Raw genomic sequence first — 26,179 nt, forward strand, 5'->3', positions numbered from 1 at the left:
GGCTTCTTCGCCGTTCCCCGGCGACCGGCGAGCGATGACAGCAGCGGATCGCTGCCACCAGGTGACAGTGATCCGCTGCTGTCATGCTCGCGGTCCTCACTCCTCCCAGTGCGCCGCGACCTTCCGGCTCGGCTGCACGCGCGGCGGCTCCCCCGGCATCTTCGGGTGGTCCGGCGGGTAGGGCATCTCGCCCAGGCCCGACTCCTCGTAGAGCGCGAGCAGCGGCTCGATCGACCCGGGGGCGTCGTCGATGCCCGCCCACGGGTCGCCGTCGGCGAGCCGGTCCGGCACGGTGTGCAGGTTCCAGACCCTCGGGTCGGTGGTGGTGGCCAGCTCGTCCCAGGTCATCGGGGTCGAGACCGGGGCGCCCGGCAGCGGGCGCAGCGAGTAGGCCGAGGCGATGGTCCGGTCCCGGCAGTTCTGGTTGTAGTCGACGAAGATCCGTTCGCCGCGCTCCTCCTTCCACCAGGCGGTGGTGACCTGCTCGTCGCGGCGCTCCAGCTCGCGGCCGAAGCCGATCGCGGCGTGCCGGACGTCGACGAAGTCCCACTCGGGGCGGATCCGGACGTAGACGTGCACGCCACGGTTGCCCGACGTCTTCGGCCACCCGACCAGGCCGAGCTCCTCGAGGAGCTCCCGGGCCAGCCCCGCGACCCTCGCCGCGTCGGTGAAGGTGGTGCCCGGCTGCGGGTCGAGGTCGATCCGCAGCTCGTCGGGGTGGTCGACGTCGTCGCGGCGCACCGGCCAGGGGTGGAAGGTCAGCGTGCCCATGTGCGCGCACCAGACGGGCACCGCGATCTCGGTCGGGCAGATCTCGTCGGCCGTACGCCCCGACGGGAACGTCACCGTCGTCGTCTCGAGGTAGTCGGGCGCCCCCCGGGGCACCCGCTTCTGGTAGAACGCGTCGGCCTTGCTGTCCTGCGGGCCGGTCGCCAGCCGCATGCCGGGGCGGACGCCCGAGGGCCAGCGCTCGAGCGCGGTCGGCCGGTCGCGCAGCGCCCGCATCAGCCCGTCGTCGACGGAGGCGACGTACTGGGCCACCATCAGCTTGGTCACCTCGGGCGTGCCGTCCGTCGCCTCGTAGACCACCCGGTCCGGGCTGGAGACCCGTACCGTCCGCCCGCCCGCCTCGACCTCGGCCGCCGCCACCTTCGCCATGGCCCGACCCTAGGCTCTGCGCGTGGCCCAGCACCCCGACCTGACCGCCGAGTCCTTCGGCCCCGACACCTTCACCGACGACGACGGCACGCTCCACCCCCGCGTGCGCGGGTTCGGTGAGGCCGTGTCGCGGGCCTTCCTCGAGGGTCGCGGCAGCGAGGAGCGCCGCCGGCGGTGGGTCGAGCACCTCGTCGCCGACCGTGCGGTGCTGCGCGGGATGTGGGAGGCCGCCCCCGCCGTGGGACCGGGCACGATCCCGGTGGCCACGTTCGCCTCCTTCGACAAGACCCTCGCCGTGGGCGGCGGCCGTACGGTGCCGCTGCACATGATCACCGACGTGACCGTCTCGCCGGCCTTCCGCCGGCGCGGCCTGACCCGGCGGCTGATGACCGAGGACCTCGCTGACGCGGCCGCCCGCGGGCTGCCGCTGGCCGCGCTCACGGTCTCCGAGGGGTCGATCTACGGCCGGTTCGGGTTCGGCTGCGCCACGACGCTGCACGAGGTCGACGTCGACGCCGGGCCGCGGTTCGCCCTGCGCGCCGACGTCGCGGCCGGCCTGGGCGAGGACCCGGGCCGGTTCACGGTGGTCGAGCCCCTCGAGGCCTGGCCGGCGGTGCAGCAGGTCTCCGCCGCCCACCACGCCACCACCCGGGGCTCGGTGGAGCGCCCGCAGTTCTACGAGCCGATGCTCACCGGGGTCTTCCGCCACACCGACGAGGGCCCGGACCGCACGCTGCGCGCCGTCGTGCACCTCGACGCGGCCGGGACGCCCGACGGGTACGCGCTCTACCGGCCGCTCGGCAAGGTCGACGGCGTCCACGCCCTCGAGGTGAGCGACCTGCTCGCCCCCGACCCGGCCGTGCGGCTGCGTCTGTGGCGGTTCCTGGCCGAGATGGACCTCGTGCAGCTCCTGCGCTTCCCCCGGATGCGCGTCGACGACGCCCTGCCGTGGGCCCTGGTCGAGCCGCGCGCGGTCCGGACCACCGGGACCTCGGACATGCTCTGGGTCCGGGTGCTCGACGTCGTCGCGGCCCTCGAGGCGCGCCCCTGGTACGCCGACGGCGACGTCGTCCTGGAGGTCGAGGACCCCTTGGGGCACGCCTCGGGCCGCTGGCGGCTCGCGGCCCAGGACGGCGTGGCCCGGGTCACCCCCACCGACGACCCGGCCGGGGTGCGGCTGTCGGCCGACACGCTCGGCTCGCTCTACCTCGGCGGGGTGAGCGTCGCGACGCTGCACGCCGCGGGCCGGCTGCCGGGCGTCGCGGAGGCCGTACGCCGCCTCGCCGCGCTGGCCGACGGCGGGCCTGCGCCGTACTGCTCGACGGGCTTCTGACCCGGCGCGGACTATCCTGGGGCCATGGCATACGACGTGGAGAAGACCGACGAGCAGTGGCGCGCAGAGCTGTCGCCGGAGGAGTACCAGGTGCTGCGCAAGGCCGGCACCGAGCGCGCGTTCGTCGGGGAGTACACCGACATCGAGACCACCGGCGTCTACCGCTGCAAGGCGTGCCAGGCGAAGCTCTTCGAGAGCGACACCAAGTTCCACTCCGGGTGCGGGTGGCCGTCGTTCTACCAGCCGGTGAGCGACACCATCGAGTACCTCGACGACAGCAGCGGCGGGATGAAGCGCACGGAGGTCCGTTGCGCGAGCTGCGGCTCGCACCTCGGCCACGTCTTCCCCGACGGGTACGGCACGCCCACCGGTGACCGCTACTGCATCAACTCGATCGCGCTCACCCTGGAGCCCGCCGACCAGCAGTGACCGTGGTGGCGAGGACCTCGCGCGCCGACCGCGGCTCGCGCCCGAGGAGCCGGGCGAGTGCGGGGTCCACACCGGCGAAGAAGTCCTGGGCGGCGGCCTGGAAGATCCCGAGCGTGAACCGGGCCACCGGCTCCGGCTGACCGGCGGCGACCCGCGCGGCCACCCAGTCCTCAGGGGGCACGACGACCCGCTCGACCGGGCGCCCGGCCAGCTCGGAGAGGGTGGCCGCCACCTCGGCGAAGGTCGGCGCCGCACCGGCGGTCAGGGTCAGCGGACCGTCGTGGGGCACGGGCGAGGTGAGCAAGACCGCAGCGGCCTCGGCCACGTCCTCGCGGGCGGTCCAGGAGACCGGCCCCTCCCCCGGCACCGCGACCACGCCGGTCTCCTCCCAGCCGCCGAGCAGCCAGCCCAGGCTGTGGGCGTAGAAGCCGTTGCGCAGCGAGGTCCACGGCAGACCGGACTCCGCGAGCAGCCGCTCGGTGGCGGCGTGCACCACGGCGGGGACGAAGGGCGACGTCGCGGCGGCGCCCTGGTGGCTGGTGTAGAGCACCCGCCCCACTCCCGCGGTGACGGCGGCGGAGATCGCCCGTCGGTGCAGGTCCACCGCGTCCGACCCGGGGTCGTTCGAGGAGACCAGGAGCAGCTGGTCGGCCCCCTCGAACGCGTCGTGCAGCCGTGGATCGGCGTAGTCGCCGCCCTCGCGGACGGTGACGCCGCGCCCGGCGAGGTGCGCCGCCCGCTCCGGGTGACGCACGGCCACCGTGATCTCGGCGGCCGGGAGCCGTGCCAGCAGGTGGTCGACGGTGGTTCCGTTCAAGGCGCCCGTGGCGCCGGTGACAACGATCATGTCTCGCTCGTTTCCATTTGTATCGACATCTTGATATCGACGATAGCACCACCGGAATCGCCATGACGTTATCGTTGGGTCATGGTCCCGTCCCAGGCTCGAGCCAACACCCGCGAGAAGATCGTCGAGCAGGCCGCACGGCTGCTGCAGGAGGAGGGCCCCGGCGCCCTCACCACCCGCGGCGTCGCCGTGGCGGCCGGCGTCCAGGCGCCGACGATCTACCGCCTCTTCGGTGACAAGGACGGCCTGCTCGACGCCGTGACCGAGCACGTGCTGGCGACGTACGTCTCGACCAAGGCAGCAGCTGACCGCACCGCGGGCGACGCCGACGTGGACCCGCTCGCGGATCTGCGCGCGGGGTGGCGCACCCAGACGGACTTCGGCGTCGCCAACCCGAGCCTCTTCGCGCTGCTGAGCGACCCCGACCGCGCCCGCCGCTCCCCGGCCGCCCAGGCCGGGATGAGGGTCCTGGCCACCAAGGTGCACCGGCTGGCGCTCGCCGGGCTGCTGCGCGTGCCCGAGTCGCGCGCCGTCGAGCTCGTGCACGCCGCGGGGACGGGTGCGGTGCTCACGATCCTCGCCACTCCCCCCGCCGAGAGGGACCTGACGGTCGCCGACGACATGCTGGAGGCGGTCCTCGCCCACGTCCTGGCGGCACCGGAGCAGCCCGCGTCCGCCGGCGCGGGCTGGGCCGCTGCCGCGGTGACCCTGCGTGCCGCCGCCCCGGGGCTCGAGGCGCTCAGCGGCGCCGAGCGGGAGCTGTTGTCGGAGTGGCTGGAGCGCGCGGTCGGGCGCGAGCGGTGATCCCGCGGGCCCCCGTCCGGTCTCAGCGGGGCCGGCCGGGCAGGGTGCCGAAGCTGTTGGCGTAGACCCGGCCCGGCCGCGGGTGCGTGAACCGCAGGCCCGACCACGTGGCGTCGACGCTGAGGCAGGTCGACTCGACCATGCCGGCGTCGTAGCCGATCGCGATCACGGTCGGCAGGGTGAGGTCCGACCCGAGGCCCCGACCCTGGGGCCACGACACCCACAGCTTCCCGCCGGGCGCGACGTGCGGCACCAGGGCCGTGAACCCCGCGTCGTCACCCTCAGGGCAGGCGGTCGACCAGGTCGGCCACCGGCACCAGGGACCCGGTGTAGAACGGGACCTCCTCGCGCACGTGGCGCCGGGCGCCGGAGGCGCGCAGGTCGCGCATCAGGTCGACGATCCGGAACAGCTGGTCGGCCTCGAACGCGAGCATCCACTCGTAGTCGCCGAGGGCGAACGAGGCGACGGTGTTGGCCCGCACGTCCGGGTAGGGCCGCGCCATCTGGCCGTGCTCGCGCAGCAGGTCGCGGCGCTCCTCGTCGGGCAGGAGGTACCACTCGTAGGAGCGCACGAACGGGTAGACGCACACGTGCGCCTTCGGCTCCTCGTCGCCCATGAACGCCGGGACGTGGCTCTTGTTGAACTCCGCCGGGCGGTGCAGCGCCATCTGCGACCACACCGGCGCGAGCCGACGGCCGAAGGAGGTGCGGCGCAGGCGGTGGTAGGCGGCCTGCAGCTGCTCGCTGTCGGCGGCGTGCCACCAGACCATGACGTCGGCGTCGGCGCGCAGGCCGCTGACGTCGTAGACCCCGCGCACGACCACGTCGGCCTCGGCCAGCTCGGCGAACAGCTTCTCGACCTCGGCGCCCTCGGCGGCACGGTCGGCGTCCTCGCCGAGCACCGTGTCGAGACGGAAGACCGACCACATGGTGTAGCGGACGCTGGCGTTGATCTCCCGGAGCCGGGCCGCGTTGGACTGCTCGGTCGGGGACTGCTCGGTGTCGCTCATGCCCCCATTGTGCCGCGCACGGGGGCAGGACCCACACGGGCCGCGGCCGCGTGGGCCGAGCCCACCACCGCGGGGATGCCGACGCCGTCGTACGTCGCGCCGCAGACCGCCAGCCCGGGCACCTGCTCCACCGCGGCGCGCACCCGTGCCACCCGTTCGCGGTGACCCACGGCGTACTGCGGGAAGCCCCCGCCCCAGCGCTGGACGTGGGTGTCGACGGGCCGCGCGGTGACACCGGTGGCCGCGGCCAGGTCGGCCAGCGACGCCGCGACCAGCTCGGCGTCGTCGGCCTGCAGGGTGCGCTCCTCGCCTGCCCGGCCGAGCGAGGTGCGCAGCAGCAGCAGGTCGTCCGCGGCGCCGGCCTCGCGCACCCAGTCCCACTTGGCGAAGGAGAACGTCGCGGCCTTGATCCGGCGGCGCTCGACCGGCGGGACCAGGAAGCCGGAGCCCAGGCCGCCCAGCAGGCCGGCGTCGGCGACGCGGAGCGCCAGGGTGACCACCGCGACGGACGCGGTCTCGACGGCCGTGAGCTCGGCGGCGGCCGCCGGGGCGACGTCGCCGAGCAGCCGGCCGCTGGGGGCGGCCGGCGTGGCCAGGACGACCCGGTCGGCGTGCACCTCCTCGGGGTCGGCCGCCGACCCGGTGACCAGCGCGAACCCGTCGGGCGTGCGGCGCAGCCCGCGCACGGTGGTGCCCAGCCGGACCTCGACGCCGTCGGCGCGCAGCGCGGCCAGCAGCGTCTCGGGCAGGCGGCCCATGCCACCGGCCAGGCCGGCGAACACCGGCAGGTCGTAGGTGGTCGGGATCGCCGCGGCCTGCTCCAGCACCGAGCCGCGCGCGGCGTGGGCGAGCAGCTGCGGGACCGCCGCGCGGGCCGAGATCCGCCGCGCCTGCCCGGCGTACACGCCCCCGAGCAGGGGCTCGACGAGACGGTCGGTGACCTCGGGGCCGAAGCGCTCGTCGACGAGGTCGCCCACCGAGACGTCCTCGTCGTAGGTGCGGGGTCCCAGCGTCGGCTCACGTCGCACGCGGGCCAGTCCCTCGTCCGACAGCACCCCGGAGGCGGCGAGCTGGTCGAGGTCGAGCGGGACCCCCATCAGGCTGCGCGGCAGCGGGCGGAGCTCGCCGCGGGTCCAGATCCGCGAGGCAGCGAGGGCGGGGTGGGTGATCTCGAGACCGACCCCGCGGGCCAGGTCGACGCCCTCGGGGCGCCGGTTGAGCATCGCCTCGGCGCCGACGTCGACGGTGACCCCGGCGACCTCGGTCCGGCGCACGGTGCCGCCGGCGTACGACCGCTGGTCGAGGACCAGGACGTCCCAGCCGGCGGCGCGGAGGTCGCGGGCGGCGGTGAGGCCGGCCATCCCGGCACCGACCACGACGACGCGGGGCCCGGAGCGGGTCGCGGGGCTGGCAGGCACGTGCCCGAGCGTGCCACAGCGCGCCCCGCCCCCGGGTCGGCCACCCGACCGACGCTCCTGTCAGGCGTCGACCGGGTGCCCGGCCCGGGGGCGGGGTGCCGAGGGGTGCTGGACGGGAACCTCAGCCGGTCACGGCCATCGTGCCGAAGCCGCTGCGGTGGAAGACCAGCGGCGAGCCGGAGTCGTCGTGGGCGGCGTGCTCGACGACGTGCAGGCGCAGCAGCACGATGGTGTGGTCGCCCGCGACCACCTCGCGGTGCAGCGAGCACTCGAAGCGGGCGAGCGCGTCGCCGATCGTGACGGCACCGTCCTCCCCCTCGACCACGCTCACGCCGTCGAAGCGCTGGTCGACCGGCCCGGCGAGCCGGCGGCAGGCCAGGTCGTGGTGGTCGGCGAGCACGCTCACCCCGAGACGGCCCGCGCGGCGGAGGTCGGGCCAGGTCTTGGAGGTGTTGGCGATGGAGAACGAGACTTGGAGAAGTGGCCGGCGCCGGGCCGGGGACCGGCGTGGACGAAGCCCGAGTCGCCCTCGGGACGCAGGGCGTCGAACGCCGGCTGCACCAGCGCCACGTCCTCGACCGAGCCGCCGCACATCAGGGCGTACCCGTTCTCCAGGCCCCAGACCCCGCCGGACAGGGGCGGCTCCAGGCTGACCGAGGTGAAGGAGCTCGCCGCGAGGCCGACGTAGCGGCCGTCGACCGATGCGGCCACCGCGACGACGCCGCTGGGGAAGATCCCGAACGCCTCGCGGAGCCGGGTGGGGTCGAGGTCCTGGTTGGTGGGTAGCCCGGTCAGCGGGCGGGGCAGGGCGTCGGAGGGGGGTCGGGTGCTCATGCGGGGACTCCTGTGGCGGTGTGGGGAAGCAGGCGGGCCACGACCGGGCGGGCGGCGGCGAGCCAGCCGTCGTACGCCGCCGGGTCGTCGTGCTCCTGCTCGGGGACGAACAGGCCGGGAACCGGGACCGTCGCGCCGATCTCGGTCAGCAGCGGTCGCAGGGCCAGCTCGGCGGCGAGCGCGTGGTGCGTGCCGGCCCCGACCATGACCGCGACGGCGACCCCGCCGAGACCGGTGCCGGCCTGCGGGGCGAAGCGGTCGAGGAAGACCTTGAGCAGGCCGGAGTAGGTCGCCTTGTAGGTCGGCGACGCGACGACGACGAGGTCGGCCGCCGCGACCCGGGCGACCAGGTGCGTGACGTCGGTGTCGGACCAGTCCAGGACGCCCGGCCCGACCGTCGCGAGGTCGACCACGAGGTCCGGCTCGGCTCCGGCCAGCTCCCGGGCCACGTGCAGTCCGGCGTGCAGCGTCCGCGAGCCCGGGCGGGGGTTGCCGCAGACGACCGCGGTCACGGGAGCGGTCACGAGGCGGCCGCCGTGCGCCCGGCCTGCTGGAACGGCACGGCCTGCCGGCGGGCGGTGCGCGGGGCCGGGTGCGACCACAGCCCCCGCTCGGCCAGGATCGGCAGCACGCCCTCGCCGAACCAGTAGGCGCCCTCGAGGTGGGGGTAGGCGGAGAGCACGAACTCGTCGATCCCGACCGCGTGGTACTCCTCGATCCGGTCAGCGACCTCCTCGTGGCTGCCCACCAGCGCCGTGCCGGCGCCGCCGCGGACCAGGCCGACGCCGGCCCAGACGTTGGGGTGGACCTCGAGGCCGTCCTTCGAGCCGGCGTTCAGGTCGAGCATCCGGCGCTGGCCCTCGGACTCGCTGGCCCGCAGCCCCGCCTGGACCGTCGCGATCTGCTCGGGCGAGATCTCGGCCAGCAGGCGGTCGGCCTCGGCCCAGGCCTCGGCGGAGGTGTCGCGGGTGATCGTGTGCATCCGGATCCCGAACCTGATCTTGTCCTCCCGGCCGTGCTCGGCGGCCTTCGCGCGGACCCGGGCGATCTTCTCGGCCACGGCCTCCGGCGGCTCGCCCCAGGTGAGGTAGACGTCGACGTGCTTGGCGGCCACCTCGAGCGCGGCCGGGGACGACCCGCCGAAGTAGAGCGCCGGCACCGGGTCCGGGACGTGGTCGAGGCGGGCGGCCTCGACGCTGAGGTGCTCGCCGGTGAAGTCGACGGTCTCCCCGGCCCACAGCCGCCGGACGATGGTGAGGAACTCGTCGCAGCGCGCGTACCGGGCGTCCTTGTCGAGGAAGTCGCCGAACATCCGCTGCTCGTGGCTCTCGCCACCGGTGACGACGTTCAGCAGGAGTCGCTGGCCGGAGAGGTTCTGGAAGGTGCCGGCCATCTGGGCGGCGAGGTACGGCGCGACCAGGCCGGGCCGGAAGGCGACCAGGAACTTCAGCCGCTCCGAGACCTGGCTGAGCATCGCGGTCGACAGCCACGCGTCCTCGCACCAGGCGCCGGCCGGCGTGAGCGCGCCGGTGAAGCCCATCTCCTCCGCGGCGCGGGCGACCTGGCCGAGGTAGGGCACGTCGGCGGGCCGTCCGGCGGCCCCGGCGCTGACGCCGTGGCCGCCGCCGACGACGTGGCGGCCGTCCCCGCCGTTGGTCGGCAGGAACCAGTGGAAGGTGAGCGGGCTGGACGAGCCGCCCGGGGTGTCCGGGGTGTCCGGGGTGATCGACATCGGGGGTCCTCTCTCAGAGCTGGCCGTGGCGCGGGGGCAGGGTGCCGTCGACGGCCCAGCGGCCGAGGTGCTGGACCTTCCACGCGGCCGGGTCGTGCAGGGTGTGGGTGCGGGCGTTGCGCCAGTGCCGGTCGAGGTCCAGCGCGGCCAGGGCGGACCGCGTCCCGCAGACCTCGAACAGCCGGGTCGAGACGGCCAGCGCGGCCTCCGTCGTCGCGGCGCGGGCGGCCGCGGTGGCCAGGCTGGCCTCGCCGGCGGAGCGCGCGGTGAGATGGGTGTCGGCCTCGTCGACCGTGCGGGCGGCGACGGCCAGCAGCGCCTCGGCGCCGCGCACCTGCAGCTCCATCTGGCCGAACGCCGCGACCACGGTGGGGTCGTCGGCGTGGCGGTCGACGCCGGCGTCGGCGTGCGGCCGGCTGCGGGTCCGGACGAAGTCGGCCGCCTCGGTCAGCGCGGCACGGGCGATCCCGGCGTCGATGGCCGCGTGCAGCACCTGGGCGAACGAGCCGTAGGTCGACGGCCCCTCGAAGGTGAGGTGCCACGGCGTGACCATGTCGACGGCGACGTCGACGTCCTCGAGCCGCACGGTGCCGCTGGCGGTGGTGCGCTGGCCCATCCCGTCCCAGTCGTCGACCACGCGGACGCCGCGGGCCCCGCGTCCCACCCAGGCCACGCACAACGGCCCGTCCTCATCGAGGTGGGCCAGCACCGGGATCCAGTCCGCGAGCAGGGCGCCGGTGCTGTAGCCCTTGACGCCGTCCAGCCGCCAGCCGTCCCGGGGGCGGTCGGGGTCGCGTGGCCTCAGGGTCGTACGGACGTCCCGGGCGTGCTTCGTGCCGGTCTCGGACTGGGCGTTGCCGAAGCGGCGCCCGGCCAGCACCTCACCGAAGAGCCGGGTGCGCTGCGCGGTCGTGCCCTGGTGGCGCAGCGCGTTGACGTAGACGAAGTGGCTGTGCGGGATCTGGGCGACGTTGGGGTCGCCGGTGGCCAGCAGGCGCACCACCTCGGTCAGGGTCGCGGTCGAGCACTGCGCCCCGCCGTACGCCGCGGGCACCGTGAGCGCCAGCAGCCCGGCCCGCGCGACGGTGTCGAGCTCGGCGGCCGGGATGACCCGCTCGCGGTCGCGCTCGGCCGAGCCCGCGGCCAGCTCGGTGGCGACGAGCGCCGCCGCGGCGACCGCCGCCCGGTGGTCGAGGACGGGCACGCGCACCGGGGTGCGGCGCTCGGTGGTCGGGGCGCTCATCGGACCGACGCCGGGTGCTCGCTCACGTCCAGCACCCGACGGGACGACGCGATCAGTTCCATGCTCATGGAGCTCCCAACCTTAAGTATCTTTACTGAGTCGCTCTAGTTTGGCAGATCGGCGGGTCGGGGACGACCGGGCCACGCCCGGGATTGCCGAGGGGGTGCCGGGCGTGGCCGATCACCCCGTGGCGCGGGAGCGACGGAGAGCGCTTCTGGCGACCTTCACTCCGCGACCACTCCAGGACGATCTAGCATTGTTAACGAACCTTTGATCGAATGTGTCCGTGCTGGGTGGGGATAACCGCCTCTGACCTGTGGAAACACCCCAGGACTGTCGGTGGCGAGTGCTTGGATTGATCCATGGCCACCGACGAGGACACCACCACCGGGCACCCCGTGCCGGCCGGTGTCCGCGCGTTGTCAGCCTCGGTGACGGCGTTGGCGGAGCGGCCCCTGTTCGCGTTGGACGCCGCGACCACCCGCGACACGATCGTGGCCCTGGCCGAGCTCAAGTCCCGCCTGGCTTCCTACGAGTACGCCGTCCTCGCCCACGCCGAGGAGGTCCAGGTCGGCGCTGAGACCGGCTGCACCTCCACCGGCGTCTGGGCTGCGAACGCCACCCGGTCGCAGAAGAACGTGTCCGCCGCTCAGGTCAGGCTCGCCACCGCACTCGAGACCCGGTGGACGAAGGTCCGTGACGCCCTCGCCGCCGGTGTCATGAATCCTGACCAGGTCCGCGTGGTCGTGAACGCGTTGGAGGACCTCCCCGACGACCTCGACAAGAAGTTGCTCGACCAGGCCGAGGAGGCGCTCGTCGCCTACGCCGTCGAGTTCGATCCCACCGAGCTGAGGCAGCTGGGGGCGCACATCCTGACCCTGATCGCACCCGAGGTCGGTGAGGAGATCGACCGCAAACGTCTCGAAGCCGCTGAGGCGAAGGCGGCGCAGAAGCGGCGGTTCACCCTGTCCTTCGACGGCCACGGCACCGCGCACGGTCGGTTCACCATCCCCGAGGTCCAAGCCAAGATGCTGCAGAAGCTCCTCCACGGCTTCGCTGCCCCCGGCCACGTCAACTGCACCCCCGACGCTGAGTCCGGGGAGAAGCGGGAATGGGTCAAGGGCCGGCCCTCGGCGCAGAAGCTGGGTGAGGCGTTCTGCGAGCTGATCGAGAACTACCCCCGCAACAACGCCCCCCAAGCTGGGACGTACCGACGGCACGTTCATCACGACCACCACCTTCGAGGCCCTCACGACCGCACTCGGGACCGCGACGCTCGACGACGGGACCCCGATGACCGCAGCCCAGGCCATGCGCCTGGCCTGCGAGGCCCGGATCATCCCGGTCGTCCTGGGCGGCAACGGCGAGGTCCTGCACCAGGGCCGGGCCCGACGCCGGTTCACCGCCGCCCAGACCTACGCCCTGCACGCCCGCGACAAGCACTGCACCGCGAAGGGCTGTGACTGGCCACCGGGTCTGTGTCACGCCCACCACGACAAGAAGTTCTCCCAGGGCGGCCTGACCGACATCGAGGACGGGCGGCTGCTGTGCCCCCACCACCACGCCCGCGCCCACGACCCGGCCTACGAGATGAAGGTCCACGCCGACAACAAGGTCACCTTCCACCGACGGACATAGGCCGACCCAGCTCGGTCGATGGGTGATCTGCACTCACCAGGTGCACACAGATCACCCATCGACCTGCGGGGGTTGGTCTCGAGACGCTCGCTGCGCTCGCTCCTCGACCACCGTGGCTGGCTCGGCGCTCGCTCTTCGACCACCGCGCTCGGGGTCGCAGACCCGACACTCGCCGAGAACATGAGCGCCGAGGACATATGTCAATAGACTTAGTACTGTTTGCGCCGTCCGGGTTGCCCGCCCGACCGGTCACCTGCTGACCCCCTGCAGCCCCACCCGAGGAGCACCATGCGCATCGAGCAGCTCGAGTACCTCTCCGCCGTCACCCAGCACGGCTCGCTGCGCCGCGCGAGCGAGCGGCTGCACGTCTCGCAGCCCGCGCTGAGCGAGGCCGTCAGCAAGCTCGAGCGGGAGCTCGGCGTCGACCTGCTCGACCGGCACCGCTCCGGCGCCCGGATCTCGCGGCAGGGCCGGACCCTGCTGAGCCACATGGACGAGGTGCTGGCCGCGGTGGGTCGGCTCCGCGCCGCGGCCGGCGAGGAGCGGACGACCACGCGACCCGTCCGCCTGGGCACGGTCACCGCGGCCACCTCCGCACTGCTGGCCCCGGCCCTGTCGCGGCTGGGCACCGCGACGCCGCGCACCGTGGTGGAGCTGGTCACCCTCACCTCCGACCAGGTCGCCGAGGGCGTGCGGGACGGCTCGCTCGACCTCGGGCTGGTGAACCTGCTGGACGGCGACGACGCACCGGCCGACCTCGAGGCACGGCTGCTGGTGGAGGGCCGCCCGGTCGTGGTGCTGCCGGCCGACCACCCGCTGGCCGCGCGCCCCGAGATCGACGTCGACGCGCTCCGCGCCGAGGCGTTCGTGATGATGCGCCACGGCTACCTCATGCACCGCGTCGCGCACCGGCTCTTCGGCGGCACCCCGCCGCTGGTCTGCCACAGCACCGACGGCGCCGAGCTCGCCAAGACCCTGGTCGCCGACGGCGTCGGGCTCACGCTGCTGCCCGACTACAGCGTCGAGTCCGACCCGCTGCTGCGCGCCGGAGCCCTGGTCGTCCGCCCGGTGGCCGGCGACCGGACCCGGCTGGGCCTCACGCTGCTGAACCGTCCGGGCGCCCGGGCGGCCGCCCCCGCGCACGAGCTGGCCACCGCCCTGGAGGACGGCGCACGGGCCCGGGAGGCGCGCGGAGGCCTGTCCGTGGCAGGCTCGGGCGGGTGAGCGACACTCCCCGCCTGGCCGTCCTGATCGATGCCGACAACACCAGCCACCGTCACGCGGTCGCGCTGCTGGAGGAGGTGGCGCGCTACGGGGTCCCCACGGTCAAGCGGGCCTACGGCGACTGGACCACGCCCCGGCTCAACGGCTGGAAGGACGAGCTCAACCGCAACGCCATCTCCCCGGTGCAGCAGTTCGCCTACACGACCGGCAAGAACTCCACCGACTCCGCGCTGATCATCGACGCGATGGACCTGCTCTACACCGGCAACCTCGACGCCTTCGCGATCGTCTCCAGCGACAGCGACTTCACCCGCCTGGTCACCCGGCTGCGCGAGTCGGGCCGCACGGTCTACGGCCTGGGCCGGCGCCGTACGCCCCAGTCGCTGGTCGCCGCCTGCGACAAGTTCATCTACCTCGAGGTCCTCGGCCACGACGACGAGGGCGACACCGGCGCCGAGACCGACGAGGCCGACACCCCGGGCGAGGACGTGCCGGCCCTGCCCGAGGTCGGCCCGCTGCTGGCCTCCGCGGTGGACGCCACCTCCAACGACGACGGCTGGGCCCACCTCGGTGCGGTCGGCTCGTTCCTGACCACCCGCCACGCCTCGTTCGACTCCCGCAACTACGGCTTCTCGAAGCTGATCGCCCTGGTCCGCGCCCAGCCCGGGCTGGAGGTCGAGCAGTCGACCGGGTCCGCGCCGATGGTCCGGGTCCGCGCCGAGGACGCCCCGACGCGGACCGCCCCGGCCCGCAAGCGCTCCGGCGCCCGCAAGACTGCGGCGCCCGAACCGGTCGCCGAGCCCGAGGTCGCCGCCCCGGCCGCCGAGCCGGCAGACGTCGTCGAGACCCCGGCCGCGCCGGTCAAGAAGACCCGCAGCCGTCGCGCCGCGCGGCCCGCGAAGACCGCCGAGCCCGCACCCGGGGCGAGCGAGGAGCCGGCACCCGAGGAGGCGCCCGTCAGCGCACCCAAGGTGACCACCCGGACCCGCGGCGCCCGGGCGGTCCCGCCCAGCAGCTGAGCCCGGACGCGGGCCGCGGCGGTCGGCGACCGGCGGAGACGACCGGCGATCAGTCCAGCGGGTACGCGTGCACGTGGTCGGTGAGCCGGGCCAGCTGGTCCGGGTCGGTGGCCGGCAGCACGCCGTGGCCGAGGTTGAACACGTGCCCCGGCGCCGCGCGGCCGGCCGCGATGATCTCGTCGGCGCGGGCCGTCATCAGTTCGGTCGGTGCGAAGACCAGGGTCGGGTCGAGGTTGCCCTGCACCGCCCGGCCCCCGGCGCGCAGGATGCCGTCGGACAGCGGCGTGCGCCAGTCGACCCCCACCACGTCGGCCCCGGCGTCGCCCATCAGCCCGAGCAGGTTGGACGTGCCGACCCCGAAGTGGATGCGCGGGACGTCGGTGACCGAGGCCAGCACCCGCTGCGACCACGGCATCACGTGCTCGCGGTAGTCGGTCGGGGTGAGCGAGCCGGCCCAGGAGTCGAAGAGCTGCACGGCGCTGGCACCGGCGGCGACCTGCACCTGGAGGTAGGCCGCCGAGATCTGCGCGATCTTGTCCATCAGCGCCGCCCAGACCTCGGGCTGGGAGAACATCAGCGACTTCGTCAGCGCCTGCTCCTTCGAGGGCCCGCCCTCGACGAGGTAGGAGGCCACGGTGAAGGGCGCTCCGGCGAAGCCGATCAGCGGCGTGGCGCCGAGCTCCCCGGTCAGGGTGCGGACGGACTCGGTGACGAAGTCGACGTGCTCGGGCGTGAGGTCCGGGATCGCCGCGACGTCCTCGAGGGTGCGTACGGGCCTCGCCACGACCGGCCCGACCCCCGGCACGATGTCGAGGTCGACCCCGACCGCCTTGAGCGGCAGGACGATGTCGGAGAAGAAGATGGCGGCGTCGACGCCGTAGCGGCGGACCGGCTGCAGGGTGATCTCGACGACGGTGTCCGGGCGCATGCAGGCGTCGAGCATGGCGATGCCCTCGCGCAGCTTGCGGTACTCCGGCAGCGAGCGCCCGGCCTGGCGCATGAACCACACCGGGGTGTGCGGGACCGGCTCGCCGCGCACGGCGGCGAGGAACGCGCTGTCGGCCAGTCCGGGGTGGGGAACGGGGGAGGTCATGGCTCCAGCGTGACAGGCCGCTCGGCGTGTTCGCACATCTGTTCGGCGCCGTACCTCCTAGTCTGGCGACCATGGTGGTCCGACCGGAGACGCACGCGGGCACGGGAACGGTGCCGCGCGTCTTCGCCGACGCCGTGGCGGCGATGCGGGGCGCCCGGTTGCGTCCCGAGGTGCTCGTCGAGGAGATGCCCGCCCCGCAGCGCATCGCGCCGTACGCCTCGGCGCTGACCGGCGACGTCGACGTCGACGACGAGGAGGTCGGGACCGGCCGGATCATCCTGCTCCACGACCCCGACGGCAACGTCGCGTGGGAGGGCGAGTTCCGCTGCGTGGCCTACGTGCGCGCCGACCTCGACCCCGAGCTGATCACCGACCCCGTCCTGGCCGACGTGGTGTGGAGCTGGTTGACCGACGCCCTGGCCGACCACGGCGCCGAGCACGTCGCCCCGTCGGGCACCGTGACCCGGGTGGCCTCGGAGAGCTTCGGCGGGATGGCCGACGAGCCGGGCACCGCCCAGGTCGAGATCCGGGCGTCCTGGACCCCCGTGGACCCCGCGCGGGTCGGCGACCACGTCGAGGCGTGGGGCCAGCTGCTGTGCACCGCCGCCGGGCTCGCGCCCGTCCCCGACGGCGTGACCGCGATGCCCAGCCGGCGCGGCCAGCGCGGGCACGGCGTCTGATGCCCGCCGACGCCCCCGAGACCCCGGACCAGGCTGCCACCGACGAGCAGGACGGCACGGTCGAGCCGGACGAGCACGTCGAGCCGGCCGAGCTCCTGACGTTGCGCGACGGGCTGCCCGAGATCACCGACACCGAGGCCGGCCTGGCCGAGGTCTGCGCCCGGGTGGCCGCCGGCACCGGCCCGGTCGCGCTCGACGCCGAGCGCGCCTCCGGGTACCGCTACTCCAACCGCGCCTACCTGGTCCAGCTGCGTCGTGAGGGCTCGGGCTCGGCCCTGGTCGACCCGATCGCGTTCACCTCGATGGCACCCCTCGCCGAGGCGATCGGCGACGCCGAGTGGATCCTCCACGCCGCCAGCCAGGACCTCCCCTGCTTGGCCGACATCGGGCTGCGACCGGCCTCGCTGTTCGACACCGAGCTCGCCGGGCGGCTCCTGGGATACCCCCGCGTCGGACTCGCGACCCTGGTGGAGACGCTGCTGGGCTACCGGCTCAAGAAGGAGCACTCGGCCGTCGACTGGTCCACCCGTCCCCTGCCGCGGCCCTGGCTGGAGTACGCCGCGCTCGACGTGGAGGTCCTGCTCGAGCTGCGCGAGGTGCTGCTCGCCGAGCTGGTCGAGCAGGGCAAGGACGGCTGGGCGCGCCAGGAGTTCGACCACCTCCTGGGTTTCGAGCCCACCGTGCGCCAGGAGGCCTGGCGTCGCACCGGGGGCCTGCACCGGGTTCGTGGCCGACGCAACCTCGCGGCCGTGCGCGAGTTGTGGGAGACCCGCGACGAGCTCGCCGAGCGCCGTGACGTGACGCCGGGCCGGATCGTCCCGGACGCCGCGATCATCGCGGCCGCCACCGCCCAGCCCACCGACCGCGACTCCCTGATGCGCACCCCGGGCTTCCACGGCCGCGGCGCCGACCGCTACGCCGCCCGGTGGGTGGAGGCCCTCCAGCGTGCCGCCGCGATGTCCGAGGACGAGCTGCCGGCCCGCACCCAGCGCACCGACGGCCCGCCGACCGCCCGCGCCTGGGCCGAGCGCGACCCGGTGGCGGCCGCCCGGCTGCGCCTGGCCCGCGAGGAGCTGGCGACGCTGTCGACCGAGCAGCGCGTACCGGCCGAGAACCTGCTCACCCCCGACTTCCTGCGCCGCACGCTGTGGACCCCACCGGAGACCCGCGAGCCCGGTGAGCTGCTGGACGAGGTCGTCGCCCGGCTGACGGAGTACGGCGCCCGCAGCTGGCAGTCCGCGCTGGTCGCCCCGGTCCTGGTACGCGCCATCCTGCAGGCCGACGTCGAGGCCGCTGCGGACCCCGCCGGCGAGGACGAGCCGGCCCCGCCGGTCCAGGACAGCTGAGCCCGGGGCAGGGCTACTGCTCGAGGTCCTCGGGCGCCTCGCCCTCCGAGGGCAGCTCGGTGGGCAGCTCGGAGGCCGGCGGGTAGTCGGGGTCGAGCACGCTGCGCGAGACGGTGTCGATCAGCGTCGTCCGCGCCTCGAGGTCGTCGAGGACCGGGACGGTGAACAGGTCCCGCACCGCCGGCTGCACGGCCTGGGAGAGCGGGCTGTCCGGGCTGAGGAGGTCGTTGACCACGAGGTCGCGGACGCTGGTGTTGAAGATGTTGGCGTTGCGCGGCATCTGCAGCGGCTGCAGGAACTCCTCGGTCAGGGCCACCCCGAGGTTGGCCGGCACGAGGTAGCCCTCCTCGGCGACCTCGGCCACCGCCTCGTCGTCGATCAGCGAGACGAGCACGTCGGCGGTGCGGGCGAGGTTCTCGTTGTCGGCGGAGATGCAGAGCCCGGTCATGTCGCCCACGCTGACCTGGTCGTCGATCAGCGGCATCGGCATCACGTCGAAGTCGAGGCCGTCGACGTCGCGCAGCTCCGGGGTCAGCGCACGGGTGCCGGTGATCATGCCGAGCCGGCCGCGCTCGAACCACTCCAGGGCGCTGGCCCGGCGCAGCTGCCGTCCGGACAGGGTGACCTGGGGGTCGCGCAGCAGCGCCAGGGTCTGGTTCAGGGCCTCCCGCGCGTCGTCGTCCTCCAGCACCAGCGACGTCGGCTCGTCCTCGTCGTCGAAGAGCTGACCGGCGCCGGAGTAGACGAAGGGGGCGAGACCGCGCAGGGTCGGCTCGACGTGGACCCCGCGGGTGCCCAGGCGCGGGCGGGTCGCCTCGTCGGCCGCGGCGGCGAACATCTCGAGGTTCCAGCCACGCAGGTCGGTCGGCGGCACCGGCAGGTCACGCTCGCGCATGTCCTCGAAGTTGATGAGGTCGGTGTTGTAGTAGACGACGGTGGGCGAGATGCCGTACGGCATGCACTGCAGGTCGTCGTCGACCGAGAACGACAGCAGCGCGTCGCGGGAGTAGCCGTCGCCGTAGTCGACGCCGCGCTCGTCGAGCAGCTCCAGCAGCGGGGTGTTCCAGCCTTCGGCGACGATCTGGTCCAGGTCCTGGCGGGAGGCGAGGTAGGCGTCGGGGGCACGGGGGGTCCCGAGGTCCTCCATCAGCGCGGCGCGGTTCGGGTAGGTGCGCAGCTTCACCGTGGTGGCGGTGGCCGCGGCGTTGTAGGACTCCACGACGCGCTCGAAGGAGGCCGTCTCGGCGTCCGGGCCGAACACGCCGAAGGTCAGCTCGACCTCCTCCGGCTCGGGCGCCGCGGTCGACGGGCTGCTGCTGGCGCGCTCCCCGGGGTCGCCGGGACCCTCGTCCGGCGCCGGGTCGGCCTGGCAGGCGGTGGTGGCGAGGACCGCGGCGACGGCGAGCGCGGCGACGGCGGTCCGGGGGCGACGGCCGTGGCGGTGCACGCTCATCACACTCCTGCTGGTCGTCGGGCTCCCGGGCGCGGTCATGCTACCCACCGCGGACCAGCGCCTCGGACCGCCGACGGGCGACGGTCTCGGCCCGGTCACGAGAAGGTCACGGAAAGGTCACGGGCCGGGTGGACCGCGGGGATCCGCGAGGTGGAGCACACCGGGCTGGGAGCGCCTCACGGCGCGTGGCCGCTCGAAGCGGCTTTAGTTGGGACCCGGGGCTGCCGCAGCCCGGCGTGCTCCAAGAGTCGAGTCTAGGCCGGGTGAGGCCTCACGCAAGTCGGTGGGCGAGCTCGGCGTGGCCGCCGGCCTCGAGCTGCTCCGAGAGCAGCAGCATCCGGCGCATCCCGGCCGATCCGCGGTCCTCCAGGACCGCGCGCCCGGTGGCGACCACGCGGGCGAAGGCCGCGGCGCGCAGCAGGACGTCGGCGAAGTCGCGTTCGGCGATCCCGCGCAGCACCTCGTCGACCATCGCCTTGAGGGCGTCGGGTCCCGGCGGGTCGGCGACCCCGGCCACCACCCGCGCCACCTGCGCGCCGGTGCGGCCGGCCTCGAACTCCTGCGCCACCTGGTACGGGTCGGCGTGGACCCACGACCGGAGCAGGTAGAGCCGCCACAGGCAGCCGGCCAGCGAGTCGGCCGGCGAGCCCGACCAGACCTCGGCGATCGCCTCGATGCCCTCGCTCTCGGCGAGGTGCAGCAGCCGGTCCCCCACGGCGCGGTCCGCGCTCGTGCGCGCCCCGCGCACCAGCAGGTGGGCTGCCCGGTCCGCGGCCTCGGTGACCTCGGCGGGGTCGACACCACCGGCGGCGGACTCGAAGAAGTGGCCGCTCTTCGGCGTCGGTCGCCGGGGCGGCCGGGGGGTCTGCTCGCTCACCGTCCCCACGCTACGACCCACCCACGCGGGCCCCGCCCGCCAGCCGGGTGCGACTCAGGCCTGGAGGACCTTGCGCACGCGCTGCTCGCTGACCGGGCCGTCGGTGCCCAGGCGCTGGGCGAACGACGACACGCGCAGCTCCTCGAGCATCCACCGGGCACGGCGCAGCCGGGCCCCCGGCGGTCGGCCGGGCGGCAGGGCAGCGACGGCGTGCCGCCAGGTGTCCTGGACGTCGGCGAGGCCGCCGGCGAGCTGACGGTCGCGCGAGGGGCCGCCGGGCTCCGCGAGCAGCTCGCGGCGGGCGACCACGGCGCCGAGGTAGGCGCGGTAGCGGCGGAGCCGGGCCGGGCCGGCCTCGGCCAGGAACCCGCCCTCGGGCCCCGTGACGTGGACCAGGCCGGCCAGCTGCGCCTGGAGGTCGGTCAGCGCCGGCAGCTCGGCCATCTCGGCGCGCCCGCCGAGCGCCTTCTCCGCGGCCCGCCACCGGTCCAGCACGTCGAGCACGTCGAGCACCATCGCGGCCAGCGCGGGCCGGGGGTCGCCGACCTCCCGCACGAGCGCGGCGAAGGCGGCCTCGTCCCGCACCCCGCTCCGCGCGACCGCGGCGTCGGCCCGCTCACCCAGCACGCCGTCCAGCGCGTCGTCGAGGAGCGCGGCCACCGTCGGGTAGGGCGAGCCGGCCAGGCCGAGCTTCTGGGCGTTGCCGAGCCCGTCGAGCACCCGCCCGGCCGCGCCGGGGTGGCGGCGGTCGACCTCGAGGCGCAGCAGCCGACGTACGCCCAGGCGGTGGTGGGCCTCGGCCTCCTCGGCCGAGGCCAGCACGGTGAGCCCGACGGCGCGGCCCTCGTCGACCAGGGCCGGGAACGCCCGCACCTCGTGGCCGGCGCGGCGCTGGACGACCTCGTCCTCGACCGCCCCGAAGACCCAGGTGGTCTCGCCGCGGCGGGTCAGCCCGGAGTCGTCGGCGGCGCCGGCTAGGGCCTGGTCGAGCTCGGCGCGCAACGGCGCCTTGAGCGCGGTGAGGTCCTTGCCGCGGGCCTGCTCCGCGCCGTCCTCGCCGAGCATGCGGAAGGTCGGGCGCAGGTGCGGGGCCACCTTGTCCCAGTCCCAGGCGTCGCGCGGGACCACGACGCCGACGGTGGAGCGCACCCAGCGCTCGAGGGCGTCGAGCAGCGGCTCCTGCCCGGCCGGCACCTCGGCGAGGAACGCACGGGCCTTGTCGGGCGCCGGCACCAGGCTGACGCGCAGGTTCTTGGGCAGGCTCCGCACCAGGGCGGTGACCAGCTCGTGGCGCAGGCCGGGGACGTTCCAGGAGAAGTCGGCGTCGTCGACCTGGTTCAGCGTCGCCACCGGCAGGTCGATGGTCAGGCCGTCCTCGGCCGCGCCGGGCTCGAAGTGGTAGCTGATGCCGAAGGTGAGGCCCTCGGCGCTGCCCTGCCACTGGGCGGGGTAGTCGGCCTCGCGGACCTCCCCGGCGGTGCTGCGGGTGAGCATCGAGGGGTCGAAGGTGAGCAGGTCGGGCTGGGTGCGGCGCTGCTTCTTCCACCAGCCGTCGAAGTGCGCGCCGCTCACGACGTCGGCGCCGACGCGGGCGTCGTAGAAGTCGAACAGGGTCTCCTCGTCGACGACGATGTCGCGGCGGCGGGCGCGGTGCTCGAGCTCCTCGGCCTCCTCGAGGAGGGCCCGGTTGGTGCGCAGGAAGCGGTGGTGCGAGCGCCACTCCCCCTGCACCAGGGCGTGCCGGATGAACAGCTCGCGCGACAGCTCGGGGTCGACCTTGCCGTAGGGCACCAGGCGGTCGGCGACGAGCGGGACGCCGTACAGCGTGGCCCGCTCGTGGGCGACCACGGAGCCGCGCTTGAGCGACCAGTGCGGCTCCGAGTACGTCCGCTTCACCAGGTCGCCGCCGAGGCGCTCGGCCCACTCCGGCTGGATCGCGGCGTTCTGCCGGGCGAAGAGCCGGGAGGTCTCGACCAGCTCGCCGGCCATCAGGAAGGTCGGGTTCTTGCGGTGCAGCGCACTGCCGGGGAACACCACGAACCGCGACCCGCGGGCGCCGAGGTACTCCCGTGGCCCCGGCCGCCGCTTGCCGCCGGCGCCCTCGCGCTCCTTCTCCCGCGGCTCGAGCAGCCCGATCTGCGACAGCAGGCCCGACAGCAGCGCCTGGTGGATGCCGTCGGCGTCCGCCGTGTCCGCGATCTGGCCGACGGTGAGCTTCATCTCCTTGCAGACCTGGCGCAGCTGCGACTCGTAGTCCTGCCACTCCCGCACGCGCAGCCAGTTCAGGTGCTCGCGCTTGCACATCCGACGGAACGCCGACCCGGACAGCTCGTGCTGCTGCTCGCGCAGGTAGCGCCACAGCGCGAGCCAGGTCAGGAAGTCGGAGCCCTCGACCGTGAAGCGGGCGTGCTGCTGGTCGGCCTGGGCGCGCTGCTCGACCGGGCGCTCGCGGGGGTCCTGCAGCGACAGGGCCGCGGTGATGACCAGGACCTCGCGCAGGCAGCCGAGCTGCTCGGCCTCGAGCAGCATCCGGCCCAGGCGGGGGTCGATCGGCAGCCGGGAGAGGCGGCGCCCGCGCTCGGTGAGCCGGCGCCCGCCGCGGCGGTCCTGGCCGGGCTGCAGCGCCCCGAGCTCCTCGAGCAGCTGCACGCCGGCGGTGACGTTGCGGCGGTCGGGCGGCTCCACGAACGGGAAGCGGGCGACGTCGCCGAGGCCGAGGCTGGTCATCTGGAGGATGACCGAGGCCAGGTTGGTGCGCAGGATCTCGGGCTCGGTGAACTCCGGGCGCCCCTCGAAGTCCTCCTCGGAGTAGAGCCGGATGCAGATGCCGGGCGCAACGCGACCGCAGCGGCCGGCGCGCTGGTTGGCCGAGGCCTGGCTGACCGGCTCGATCGGGAGGCGCTGGACCTTGGTGCGCACCGAGTAGCGGGAGATGCGCGCCAGCCCGGTGTCCACGACGTACCGGATGCCGGGGACGGTCAGCGAGGTCTCGGCGACGTTGGTGGACAAGACGATCCGGCGCCCGGCGTGGGAGGAGAAGACCCGGTGCTGCTCGGCGGCGGAGAGCCGGGAGAACAGGGGCAGGACCTCGACGTGGCCGCCGCGGCCGTTGCGCGAGCCGCGGTCCAGGCCGAGCGCCTGCTCGAGGGCCTCGGCGGTGTCGCGGATCTCCCGCTCGCCGGGCAGGAAGACCAGGACGTCGCCGTTGCCCTCGCCCGCGAGCTCGCGGCAGGCCTCGACGACCGCCTCGGTCTGGTCGCGCTGGACCGGCTCACCGTCCTCGTCGTCCTCGGGCAGCTCCAGCAGCGGGCGGTAGCGGACCTCGACGGGGAAGGTGCGCCCGGTGACCTCGACGACCGGCGCCGGAGCGTCCGGCCCCGCGCCGAAGTGCTGGGAGAACCGCTCGACGTCGATCGTGGCCGAGGTGATGACGACCTTGAGGTCGGGCCGACGCGGGAGAAGGCGCTTGAGGTAGCCGAGCAGGAAGTCGATGTTGAGGCTGCGCTCGTGCGCCTCGTCGATGATCAGGGTGTCGTAGCGGCGCAGGTCCCGGTCGCGCTGCAGCTCGGCCAGCAGGATGCCGTCGGTCATCACCTTGATCCGCGTGGCCTTCGAGGTGCGGTCGGTGAAGCGGACCTGGTAGCCGACCGGGGCCTCCGGCCCGCCCAGCTCGGTGCCCAGCTCGTCGGCCAGCCGCTCGGCGACCGAGCGCGCCGCGATCCGGCGCGGCTGGGTGTGGCCGATGATCCCGCCGGTGGTGCGCCCCTGCTCGTCCTTCTCGGGCCCGCGCCCACGACCGAGCTCGAGGCAGATCTTGGGCAGCTGGGTGGTCTTGCCCGACCCGGTCTCGCCGGCCACGACGACGACCTGGTGGTCGCGGATCGCGGCGGCGATGTCGTCGCGGCGCTGGGAGACCGGCAGGTCGGCGGGGTAGGTGATCGTCCACGAGGGAGCACTGCCGGCCATGATGGGGACCATTCTGCCCCGGCGGCCCGGGTGGTCGTGAGCCGCCGGGGCGGGCGCGGGGCTTTGGCGGCGCGGCACGCACGCCCTAGCGTGGAGTTGGGTCCCCCAGGATTGTCTGACAATCTGGGTGCGACCCCCGCACGATCGACCCGTTCGACCGTCCCCGACTCCGTCAGGAGGCCGCCGATGACCACCTCGGTCACCACGCCCAGCCAGGCCAGCCACGCCACGCACCCCTCGGTCCACGAGCTCGAGGGCTCGGCCGCGTTCACGCGCTCCGAGGCGCACACGGCGCACAACTACCACCCGCTCCCGGTGGTCGTGGCGAACGCCGAGGGCGCCTTCATGACCGACGTGGACGGCCGTCGCTACCTCGACCTGCTCGCCGGGTACTCCGCGCTCAACTTCGGCCACAGCCACCCCGGACTGCTGCGCGTCGCCCACGAGCAGCTCGACAAGCTGACGCTGACCAGCCGCGCCTTCGTGCACGACCAGTTCGCCGACTTCACCGAGGGCCTCGCCGCGCTGTGCGGCAAGGACTCCGTGCTGCCGATGAACACCGGCGCCGAGGCCGTGGAGACCGCGATCAAGGTCAGCCGCAAGTGGGGCTACCAGGTCAAGGGCGTGCCGACCGACCAGGCCGAGATCATCGTGGCCTCGGGCAACTTCCACGGCCGCACCACGACCATCGTCGGGTTCTCCGACGACCCGGCCGCGCACGACGACTTCGGCCCGTTCGCGCCCGGCTTCGTCACCGTCCCGTACGGCGACCTCGCCGCGCTCGAGGCCGCGATCACCCCGAACACCGTCGCCGTGCTCGTCGAGCCGATCCAGGGCGAGGGTGGCGTGGTGATCCCGCCCGAGGGCTACCTGCGCGGGATCCGCGCGGCCTGCACCCGGGAGAACGTGCTCTTCGCCGCCGACGAGATCCAGGCCGGCCTGGGCCGGACCGGGCGCACCTTCGCCTGCGACCACGAGGACGTCGTCCCGGACATCTACGTCCTCGGCAAGGCGCTCGGCGGCGGCATCGTGCCGGTCTCGGCCATCGTGGCCGACAACGACGTGCTCGGCGTGCTGCGCCCGGGCCAGCACGGCTCCACCTTCGGCGGCAACCCGCTGGCCTGCGCCGTGGGCGCCGAGGTCGTGCGGATGCTGGCCACCGGCGACTTCCAGCGCCGCGCCGCCGAGCTCGGCGAGATGGTGCGCGAGCGGCTCGAGGGCCTGGTCGGGCACGGCGTCGTCGGGGTCCGCGTCCGGGGCCTGTGGGCCGGCGTCGACATCGACCCGGCGCGCGGCAGCGGCCGCGAGATCTGCGAGGCCCTGATGGAGCGCGGCGTCCTGGCCAAGGACACCCACGGCTCGACCATCCGCCTCGCGCCGCCGCTGGTCGTCGACGCCGACGACCTGGCGTGGGGCCTGGACCAGCTCGCGGAGGTCGTCGCGGGCTGATCAGTCCGGGAGCGTCCCGACCAGCGCCAGCAGCGCGTTGGTCACCAGGTCGAGCAGCTCCTCGCGGCTCACGCCGCCGGGGTCGTCGTACCACCCGAGCACGAGCTGCTCGACCAGCGCCGCCCAGCCCCGCACCACCAGCCGGTGGCGCGGGCTGTCGGCGAGCAGGCCCTGCCTCGTGCCCTCGGTGAAGAGCCGGTCGGTCAGCGCGTGCAGGGCCTCGTCGTAGATCTCTCGCAGCGTCGGGTTGCCGCCCGCGGCGCCGCGCACCAGCGACAGGTAGCCCTCGTGGTTGGCCACCACGAAATCGACGTACGCCGTCATCGACACCGCCAGCCGCTCCACCGGGTCCCCCGTCTCGGGGGGCGCGGTCTGCTCGATCAGCGCGTCGGCCGCGCGTCGGACGACGGCCTCGTGGAAGTCCGCCTTGTTGCCGAAGTAGTGGTAGAGCAGCCCGCGCGAGATGCCGGCCTCGACCGCCAGCAGGTCGATCGACAGCTCGTCGACCGGGCGGGTGGCCAGCAGGCGTACCCCGAGGTCCAGCAGCTGCTCGCGACGCTGCTCCGGGCTCAGCCGGGAGCGGGGCGGGCGTGGTGCGGGCGCGGTCACACCCGGAGTCTATTGAC

General features: G+C 74.4%; 24 protein-coding genes and 1 pseudogene. 10 read left to right on the forward strand and 15 right to left on the reverse strand.

Going from position 1 to position 26,179, the window contains the following annotated elements; translation table 11 throughout:
- Positions 1-96: 96 nt before the first annotated feature.
- Positions 97-1,158 carry a DNA polymerase domain-containing protein gene (locus ENKNEFLB_RS18875; RefSeq protein ID WP_214056776.1) on the reverse strand — a complete coding sequence of 354 codons (1,062 nt, stop codon included), beginning with the start codon at positions 1,156-1,158 and terminating at the stop codon, positions 97-99.
- Positions 1,159-1,180: 22 nt separating this feature from the next.
- Here ENKNEFLB_RS18875 and ENKNEFLB_RS18880 point away from each other — a divergent pair, with 22 nt between their 5' ends.
- Entirely contained in the window at positions 1,181-2,491 is a 1,311-nt protein-coding gene (locus ENKNEFLB_RS18880) for a GNAT family N-acetyltransferase (protein ID WP_214056777.1), read from the forward strand.
- A gap of 24 nt (positions 2,492-2,515) precedes the next feature.
- A complete protein-coding gene (gene msrB, locus ENKNEFLB_RS18885; RefSeq protein ID WP_214056778.1) occupies positions 2,516-2,920 on the forward strand; it encodes a peptide-methionine (R)-S-oxide reductase MsrB in 405 nt (134 codons plus the stop codon).
- Here msrB and ENKNEFLB_RS18890 read toward each other — a convergent pair.
- Positions 2,892-3,767, reverse strand: coding sequence for an SDR family oxidoreductase (locus tag ENKNEFLB_RS18890; RefSeq protein WP_214056779.1), 876 nt, complete (start codon positions 3,765-3,767; stop codon positions 2,892-2,894). The two genes, msrB and ENKNEFLB_RS18890, sit on opposite strands and share 29 nt — an antisense overlap.
- Positions 3,768-3,848: 81 nt before the next feature.
- Between ENKNEFLB_RS18890 and ENKNEFLB_RS18895 the strand changes: the two genes are divergently transcribed.
- The gene (locus tag ENKNEFLB_RS18895) at positions 3,849-4,571 is read left to right on the forward strand and encodes a TetR/AcrR family transcriptional regulator (RefSeq protein WP_214056780.1); all 723 of its coding nucleotides are present in this window, start codon (positions 3,849-3,851) and stop codon (positions 4,569-4,571) included.
- 22 nt (positions 4,572-4,593) lie between these two features.
- On the opposite strand, the gene ENKNEFLB_RS18900 is transcribed toward ENKNEFLB_RS18895, so the two are convergent.
- The 8 genes from ENKNEFLB_RS18900 to ENKNEFLB_RS18935 form a co-directional block, all read right to left on the reverse strand.
- Positions 4,594-4,740, reverse strand: coding sequence for a hypothetical protein (locus ENKNEFLB_RS18900; RefSeq protein WP_214056781.1), 147 nt, complete (start codon positions 4,738-4,740; stop codon positions 4,594-4,596).
- A gap of 112 nt (positions 4,741-4,852) precedes the next feature.
- Positions 4,853-5,581: a hydrogen peroxide-dependent heme synthase gene (gene hemQ / locus ENKNEFLB_RS18905; protein ID WP_214056782.1), complete on the reverse strand. Its 729-nt coding sequence runs from the start codon at positions 5,579-5,581 to the stop codon at positions 4,853-4,855.
- A complete protein-coding gene (hemG, locus tag ENKNEFLB_RS18910; RefSeq protein ID WP_275955911.1) occupies positions 5,578-6,999 on the reverse strand; it encodes a protoporphyrinogen oxidase in 1,422 nt (473 codons plus the stop codon). The genes hemQ and hemG overlap by 4 nt, the downstream gene beginning before the upstream one ends.
- Before the next feature lie 121 nt (positions 7,000-7,120).
- Entirely contained in the window at positions 7,121-7,459 is a 339-nt protein-coding gene (locus ENKNEFLB_RS18915) for a flavin reductase family protein (RefSeq protein ID WP_275955973.1), read from the reverse strand.
- Complete coding sequence (locus tag ENKNEFLB_RS22950) at positions 7,402-7,833, reverse strand: flavin reductase (RefSeq protein WP_275955912.1); 432 nt, start codon at positions 7,831-7,833, stop codon at positions 7,402-7,404. The genes ENKNEFLB_RS18915 and ENKNEFLB_RS22950 overlap by 58 nt, the downstream gene beginning before the upstream one ends.
- A complete protein-coding gene (locus ENKNEFLB_RS18925; RefSeq protein ID WP_214056783.1) occupies positions 7,830-8,357 on the reverse strand; it encodes an NAD(P)H-dependent oxidoreductase in 528 nt (175 codons plus the stop codon). Before ENKNEFLB_RS18925 ends, ENKNEFLB_RS22950 begins: the two co-directional genes overlap by 4 nt.
- Positions 8,354-9,565 (reverse strand): LLM class flavin-dependent oxidoreductase, encoded by a 1,212-nt coding sequence (locus ENKNEFLB_RS18930; protein WP_214056784.1) that lies wholly within the window; start codon positions 9,563-9,565, stop codon positions 8,354-8,356. The genes ENKNEFLB_RS18925 and ENKNEFLB_RS18930 overlap by 4 nt, the downstream gene beginning before the upstream one ends.
- 13 nt (positions 9,566-9,578) lie before the next feature.
- Positions 9,579-10,808 carry an SfnB family sulfur acquisition oxidoreductase gene (locus ENKNEFLB_RS18935; RefSeq protein WP_214056785.1) on the reverse strand — a complete coding sequence of 410 codons (1,230 nt, stop codon included), beginning with the start codon at positions 10,806-10,808 and terminating at the stop codon, positions 9,579-9,581.
- A gap of 362 nt (positions 10,809-11,170) precedes the next feature.
- Between ENKNEFLB_RS18935 and ENKNEFLB_RS23250 the strand changes: the two are divergent.
- From ENKNEFLB_RS23250 to ENKNEFLB_RS18955, 4 genes and pseudogenes are all read left to right on the forward strand, one after another.
- Positions 11,171-11,917, forward strand: a pseudogene (locus ENKNEFLB_RS23250) (DUF222 domain-containing protein); the annotation flags it as partial.
- A 115-nt stretch (positions 11,918-12,032) separates the two neighbouring features.
- Positions 12,033-12,446 carry an HNH endonuclease signature motif containing protein gene (locus ENKNEFLB_RS22960; protein ID WP_275955974.1) on the forward strand — a complete coding sequence of 138 codons (414 nt, stop codon included), beginning with the start codon at positions 12,033-12,035 and terminating at the stop codon, positions 12,444-12,446.
- Between the two features lie 288 nt (positions 12,447-12,734).
- Entirely contained in the window at positions 12,735-13,670 is a 936-nt protein-coding gene (locus ENKNEFLB_RS18950) for a LysR family transcriptional regulator (RefSeq protein WP_214056786.1), read from the forward strand.
- On the forward strand, positions 13,667-14,689 hold the full coding sequence (locus ENKNEFLB_RS18955; RefSeq protein ID WP_214056787.1) for an NYN domain-containing protein: 1,023 nt from the start codon (positions 13,667-13,669) through the stop codon (positions 14,687-14,689). Before ENKNEFLB_RS18950 ends, ENKNEFLB_RS18955 begins: the two co-directional genes overlap by 4 nt.
- 49 nt (positions 14,690-14,738) lie before the next feature.
- On the opposite strand, the gene hemE is transcribed toward ENKNEFLB_RS18955, so the two are convergent.
- Positions 14,739-15,782: a uroporphyrinogen decarboxylase gene (gene hemE / locus ENKNEFLB_RS18960; RefSeq protein ID WP_214056788.1), complete on the reverse strand. Its 1,044-nt coding sequence runs from the start codon at positions 15,780-15,782 to the stop codon at positions 14,739-14,741.
- Between the two features lie 71 nt (positions 15,783-15,853).
- Here hemE and ENKNEFLB_RS18965 point away from each other — a divergent pair, with 71 nt between their 5' ends.
- On the forward strand, positions 15,854-16,462 hold the full coding sequence (locus ENKNEFLB_RS18965) for a DUF3000 domain-containing protein (RefSeq protein WP_214056789.1): 609 nt from the start codon (positions 15,854-15,856) through the stop codon (positions 16,460-16,462).
- A complete protein-coding gene (locus ENKNEFLB_RS18970; protein ID WP_214056790.1) occupies positions 16,462-17,808 on the forward strand; it encodes an HRDC domain-containing protein in 1,347 nt (448 codons plus the stop codon). The genes ENKNEFLB_RS18965 and ENKNEFLB_RS18970 overlap by 1 nt, the downstream gene beginning before the upstream one ends.
- Before the next feature lie 13 nt (positions 17,809-17,821).
- Here ENKNEFLB_RS18970 and ENKNEFLB_RS18975 read toward each other — a convergent pair whose 3' ends face one another.
- The 3 genes from ENKNEFLB_RS18975 to hrpA form a co-directional block, all read right to left on the reverse strand.
- Positions 17,822-19,261: an ABC transporter substrate-binding protein gene (locus ENKNEFLB_RS18975; protein ID WP_214056791.1), complete on the reverse strand. Its 1,440-nt coding sequence runs from the start codon at positions 19,259-19,261 to the stop codon at positions 17,822-17,824.
- A gap of 271 nt (positions 19,262-19,532) precedes the next feature.
- Positions 19,533-20,138, reverse strand: coding sequence for a hypothetical protein (locus tag ENKNEFLB_RS18980; protein ID WP_214056792.1), 606 nt, complete (start codon positions 20,136-20,138; stop codon positions 19,533-19,535).
- Positions 20,139-20,192: 54 nt separating this feature from the next.
- On the reverse strand, positions 20,193-24,104 hold the full coding sequence (gene hrpA / locus ENKNEFLB_RS18985) for an ATP-dependent RNA helicase HrpA (RefSeq protein WP_214056793.1): 3,912 nt from the start codon (positions 24,102-24,104) through the stop codon (positions 20,193-20,195).
- A 186-nt stretch (positions 24,105-24,290) separates the two neighbouring features.
- On the opposite strand from hrpA, the gene rocD reads away from it, so the two are divergent.
- Positions 24,291-25,553, forward strand: coding sequence for an ornithine--oxo-acid transaminase (rocD, locus tag ENKNEFLB_RS18990; protein ID WP_214056794.1), 1,263 nt, complete (start codon positions 24,291-24,293; stop codon positions 25,551-25,553).
- On the opposite strand, the gene ENKNEFLB_RS18995 is transcribed toward rocD, so the two are convergent.
- Positions 25,554-26,162, reverse strand: coding sequence for a TetR/AcrR family transcriptional regulator (locus ENKNEFLB_RS18995; RefSeq protein WP_214056795.1), 609 nt, complete (start codon positions 26,160-26,162; stop codon positions 25,554-25,556).
- Between the last annotated feature and the right edge of the window lie 17 nt (positions 26,163-26,179).

This window comes from Nocardioides aquaticus (genome assembly GCF_018459925.1).
GTDB classification, from domain to species: Bacteria; Actinomycetota; Actinomycetes; order Propionibacteriales; family Nocardioidaceae; genus Nocardioides; species Nocardioides aquaticus.

Coding starts and splice junctions, on each gene's coding strand:
- ENKNEFLB_RS18970 (WP_214056790.1), top strand. CDS start 16,462: ATGCCCGCCGACGCCCCCGAGACCCCGGACCAGGCTGCCACCGACGAG.
- hemE (WP_214056788.1), bottom strand. CDS start 15,782: ATGACCTCCCCCGTTCCCCACCCCGGACTGGCCGACAGCGCGTTCCTC.
- ENKNEFLB_RS18895 (WP_214056780.1), top strand. CDS start 3,849: ATGGTCCCGTCCCAGGCTCGAGCCAACACCCGCGAGAAGATCGTCGAG.
- hrpA (WP_214056793.1), bottom strand. CDS start 24,104: ATGGCCGGCAGTGCTCCCTCGTGGACGATCACCTACCCCGCCGACCTG.
- ENKNEFLB_RS18875 (WP_214056776.1), bottom strand. CDS start 1,158: ATGGCGAAGGTGGCGGCGGCCGAGGTCGAGGCGGGCGGGCGGACGGTA.
- ENKNEFLB_RS18965 (WP_214056789.1), top strand. CDS start 15,854: ATGGTGGTCCGACCGGAGACGCACGCGGGCACGGGAACGGTGCCGCGC.
- ENKNEFLB_RS18950 (WP_214056786.1), top strand. CDS start 12,735: ATGCGCATCGAGCAGCTCGAGTACCTCTCCGCCGTCACCCAGCACGGC.
- ENKNEFLB_RS18975 (WP_214056791.1), bottom strand. CDS start 19,261: ATGAGCGTGCACCGCCACGGCCGTCGCCCCCGGACCGCCGTCGCCGCG.
- ENKNEFLB_RS18890 (WP_214056779.1), bottom strand. CDS start 3,767: ATGATCGTTGTCACCGGCGCCACGGGCGCCTTGAACGGAACCACCGTC.
- ENKNEFLB_RS18935 (WP_214056785.1), bottom strand. CDS start 10,808: ATGAGCGCCCCGACCACCGAGCGCCGCACCCCGGTGCGCGTGCCCGTC.
- ENKNEFLB_RS18930 (WP_214056784.1), bottom strand. CDS start 9,565: ATGTCGATCACCCCGGACACCCCGGACACCCCGGGCGGCTCGTCCAGC.
- rocD (WP_214056794.1), top strand. CDS start 24,291: ATGACCACCTCGGTCACCACGCCCAGCCAGGCCAGCCACGCCACGCAC.
- ENKNEFLB_RS22950 (WP_275955912.1), bottom strand. CDS start 7,833: ATGAGCACCCGACCCCCCTCCGACGCCCTGCCCCGCCCGCTGACCGGG.
- hemQ (WP_214056782.1), bottom strand. CDS start 5,581: ATGAGCGACACCGAGCAGTCCCCGACCGAGCAGTCCAACGCGGCCCGG.
- msrB (WP_214056778.1), top strand. CDS start 2,516: ATGGCATACGACGTGGAGAAGACCGACGAGCAGTGGCGCGCAGAGCTG.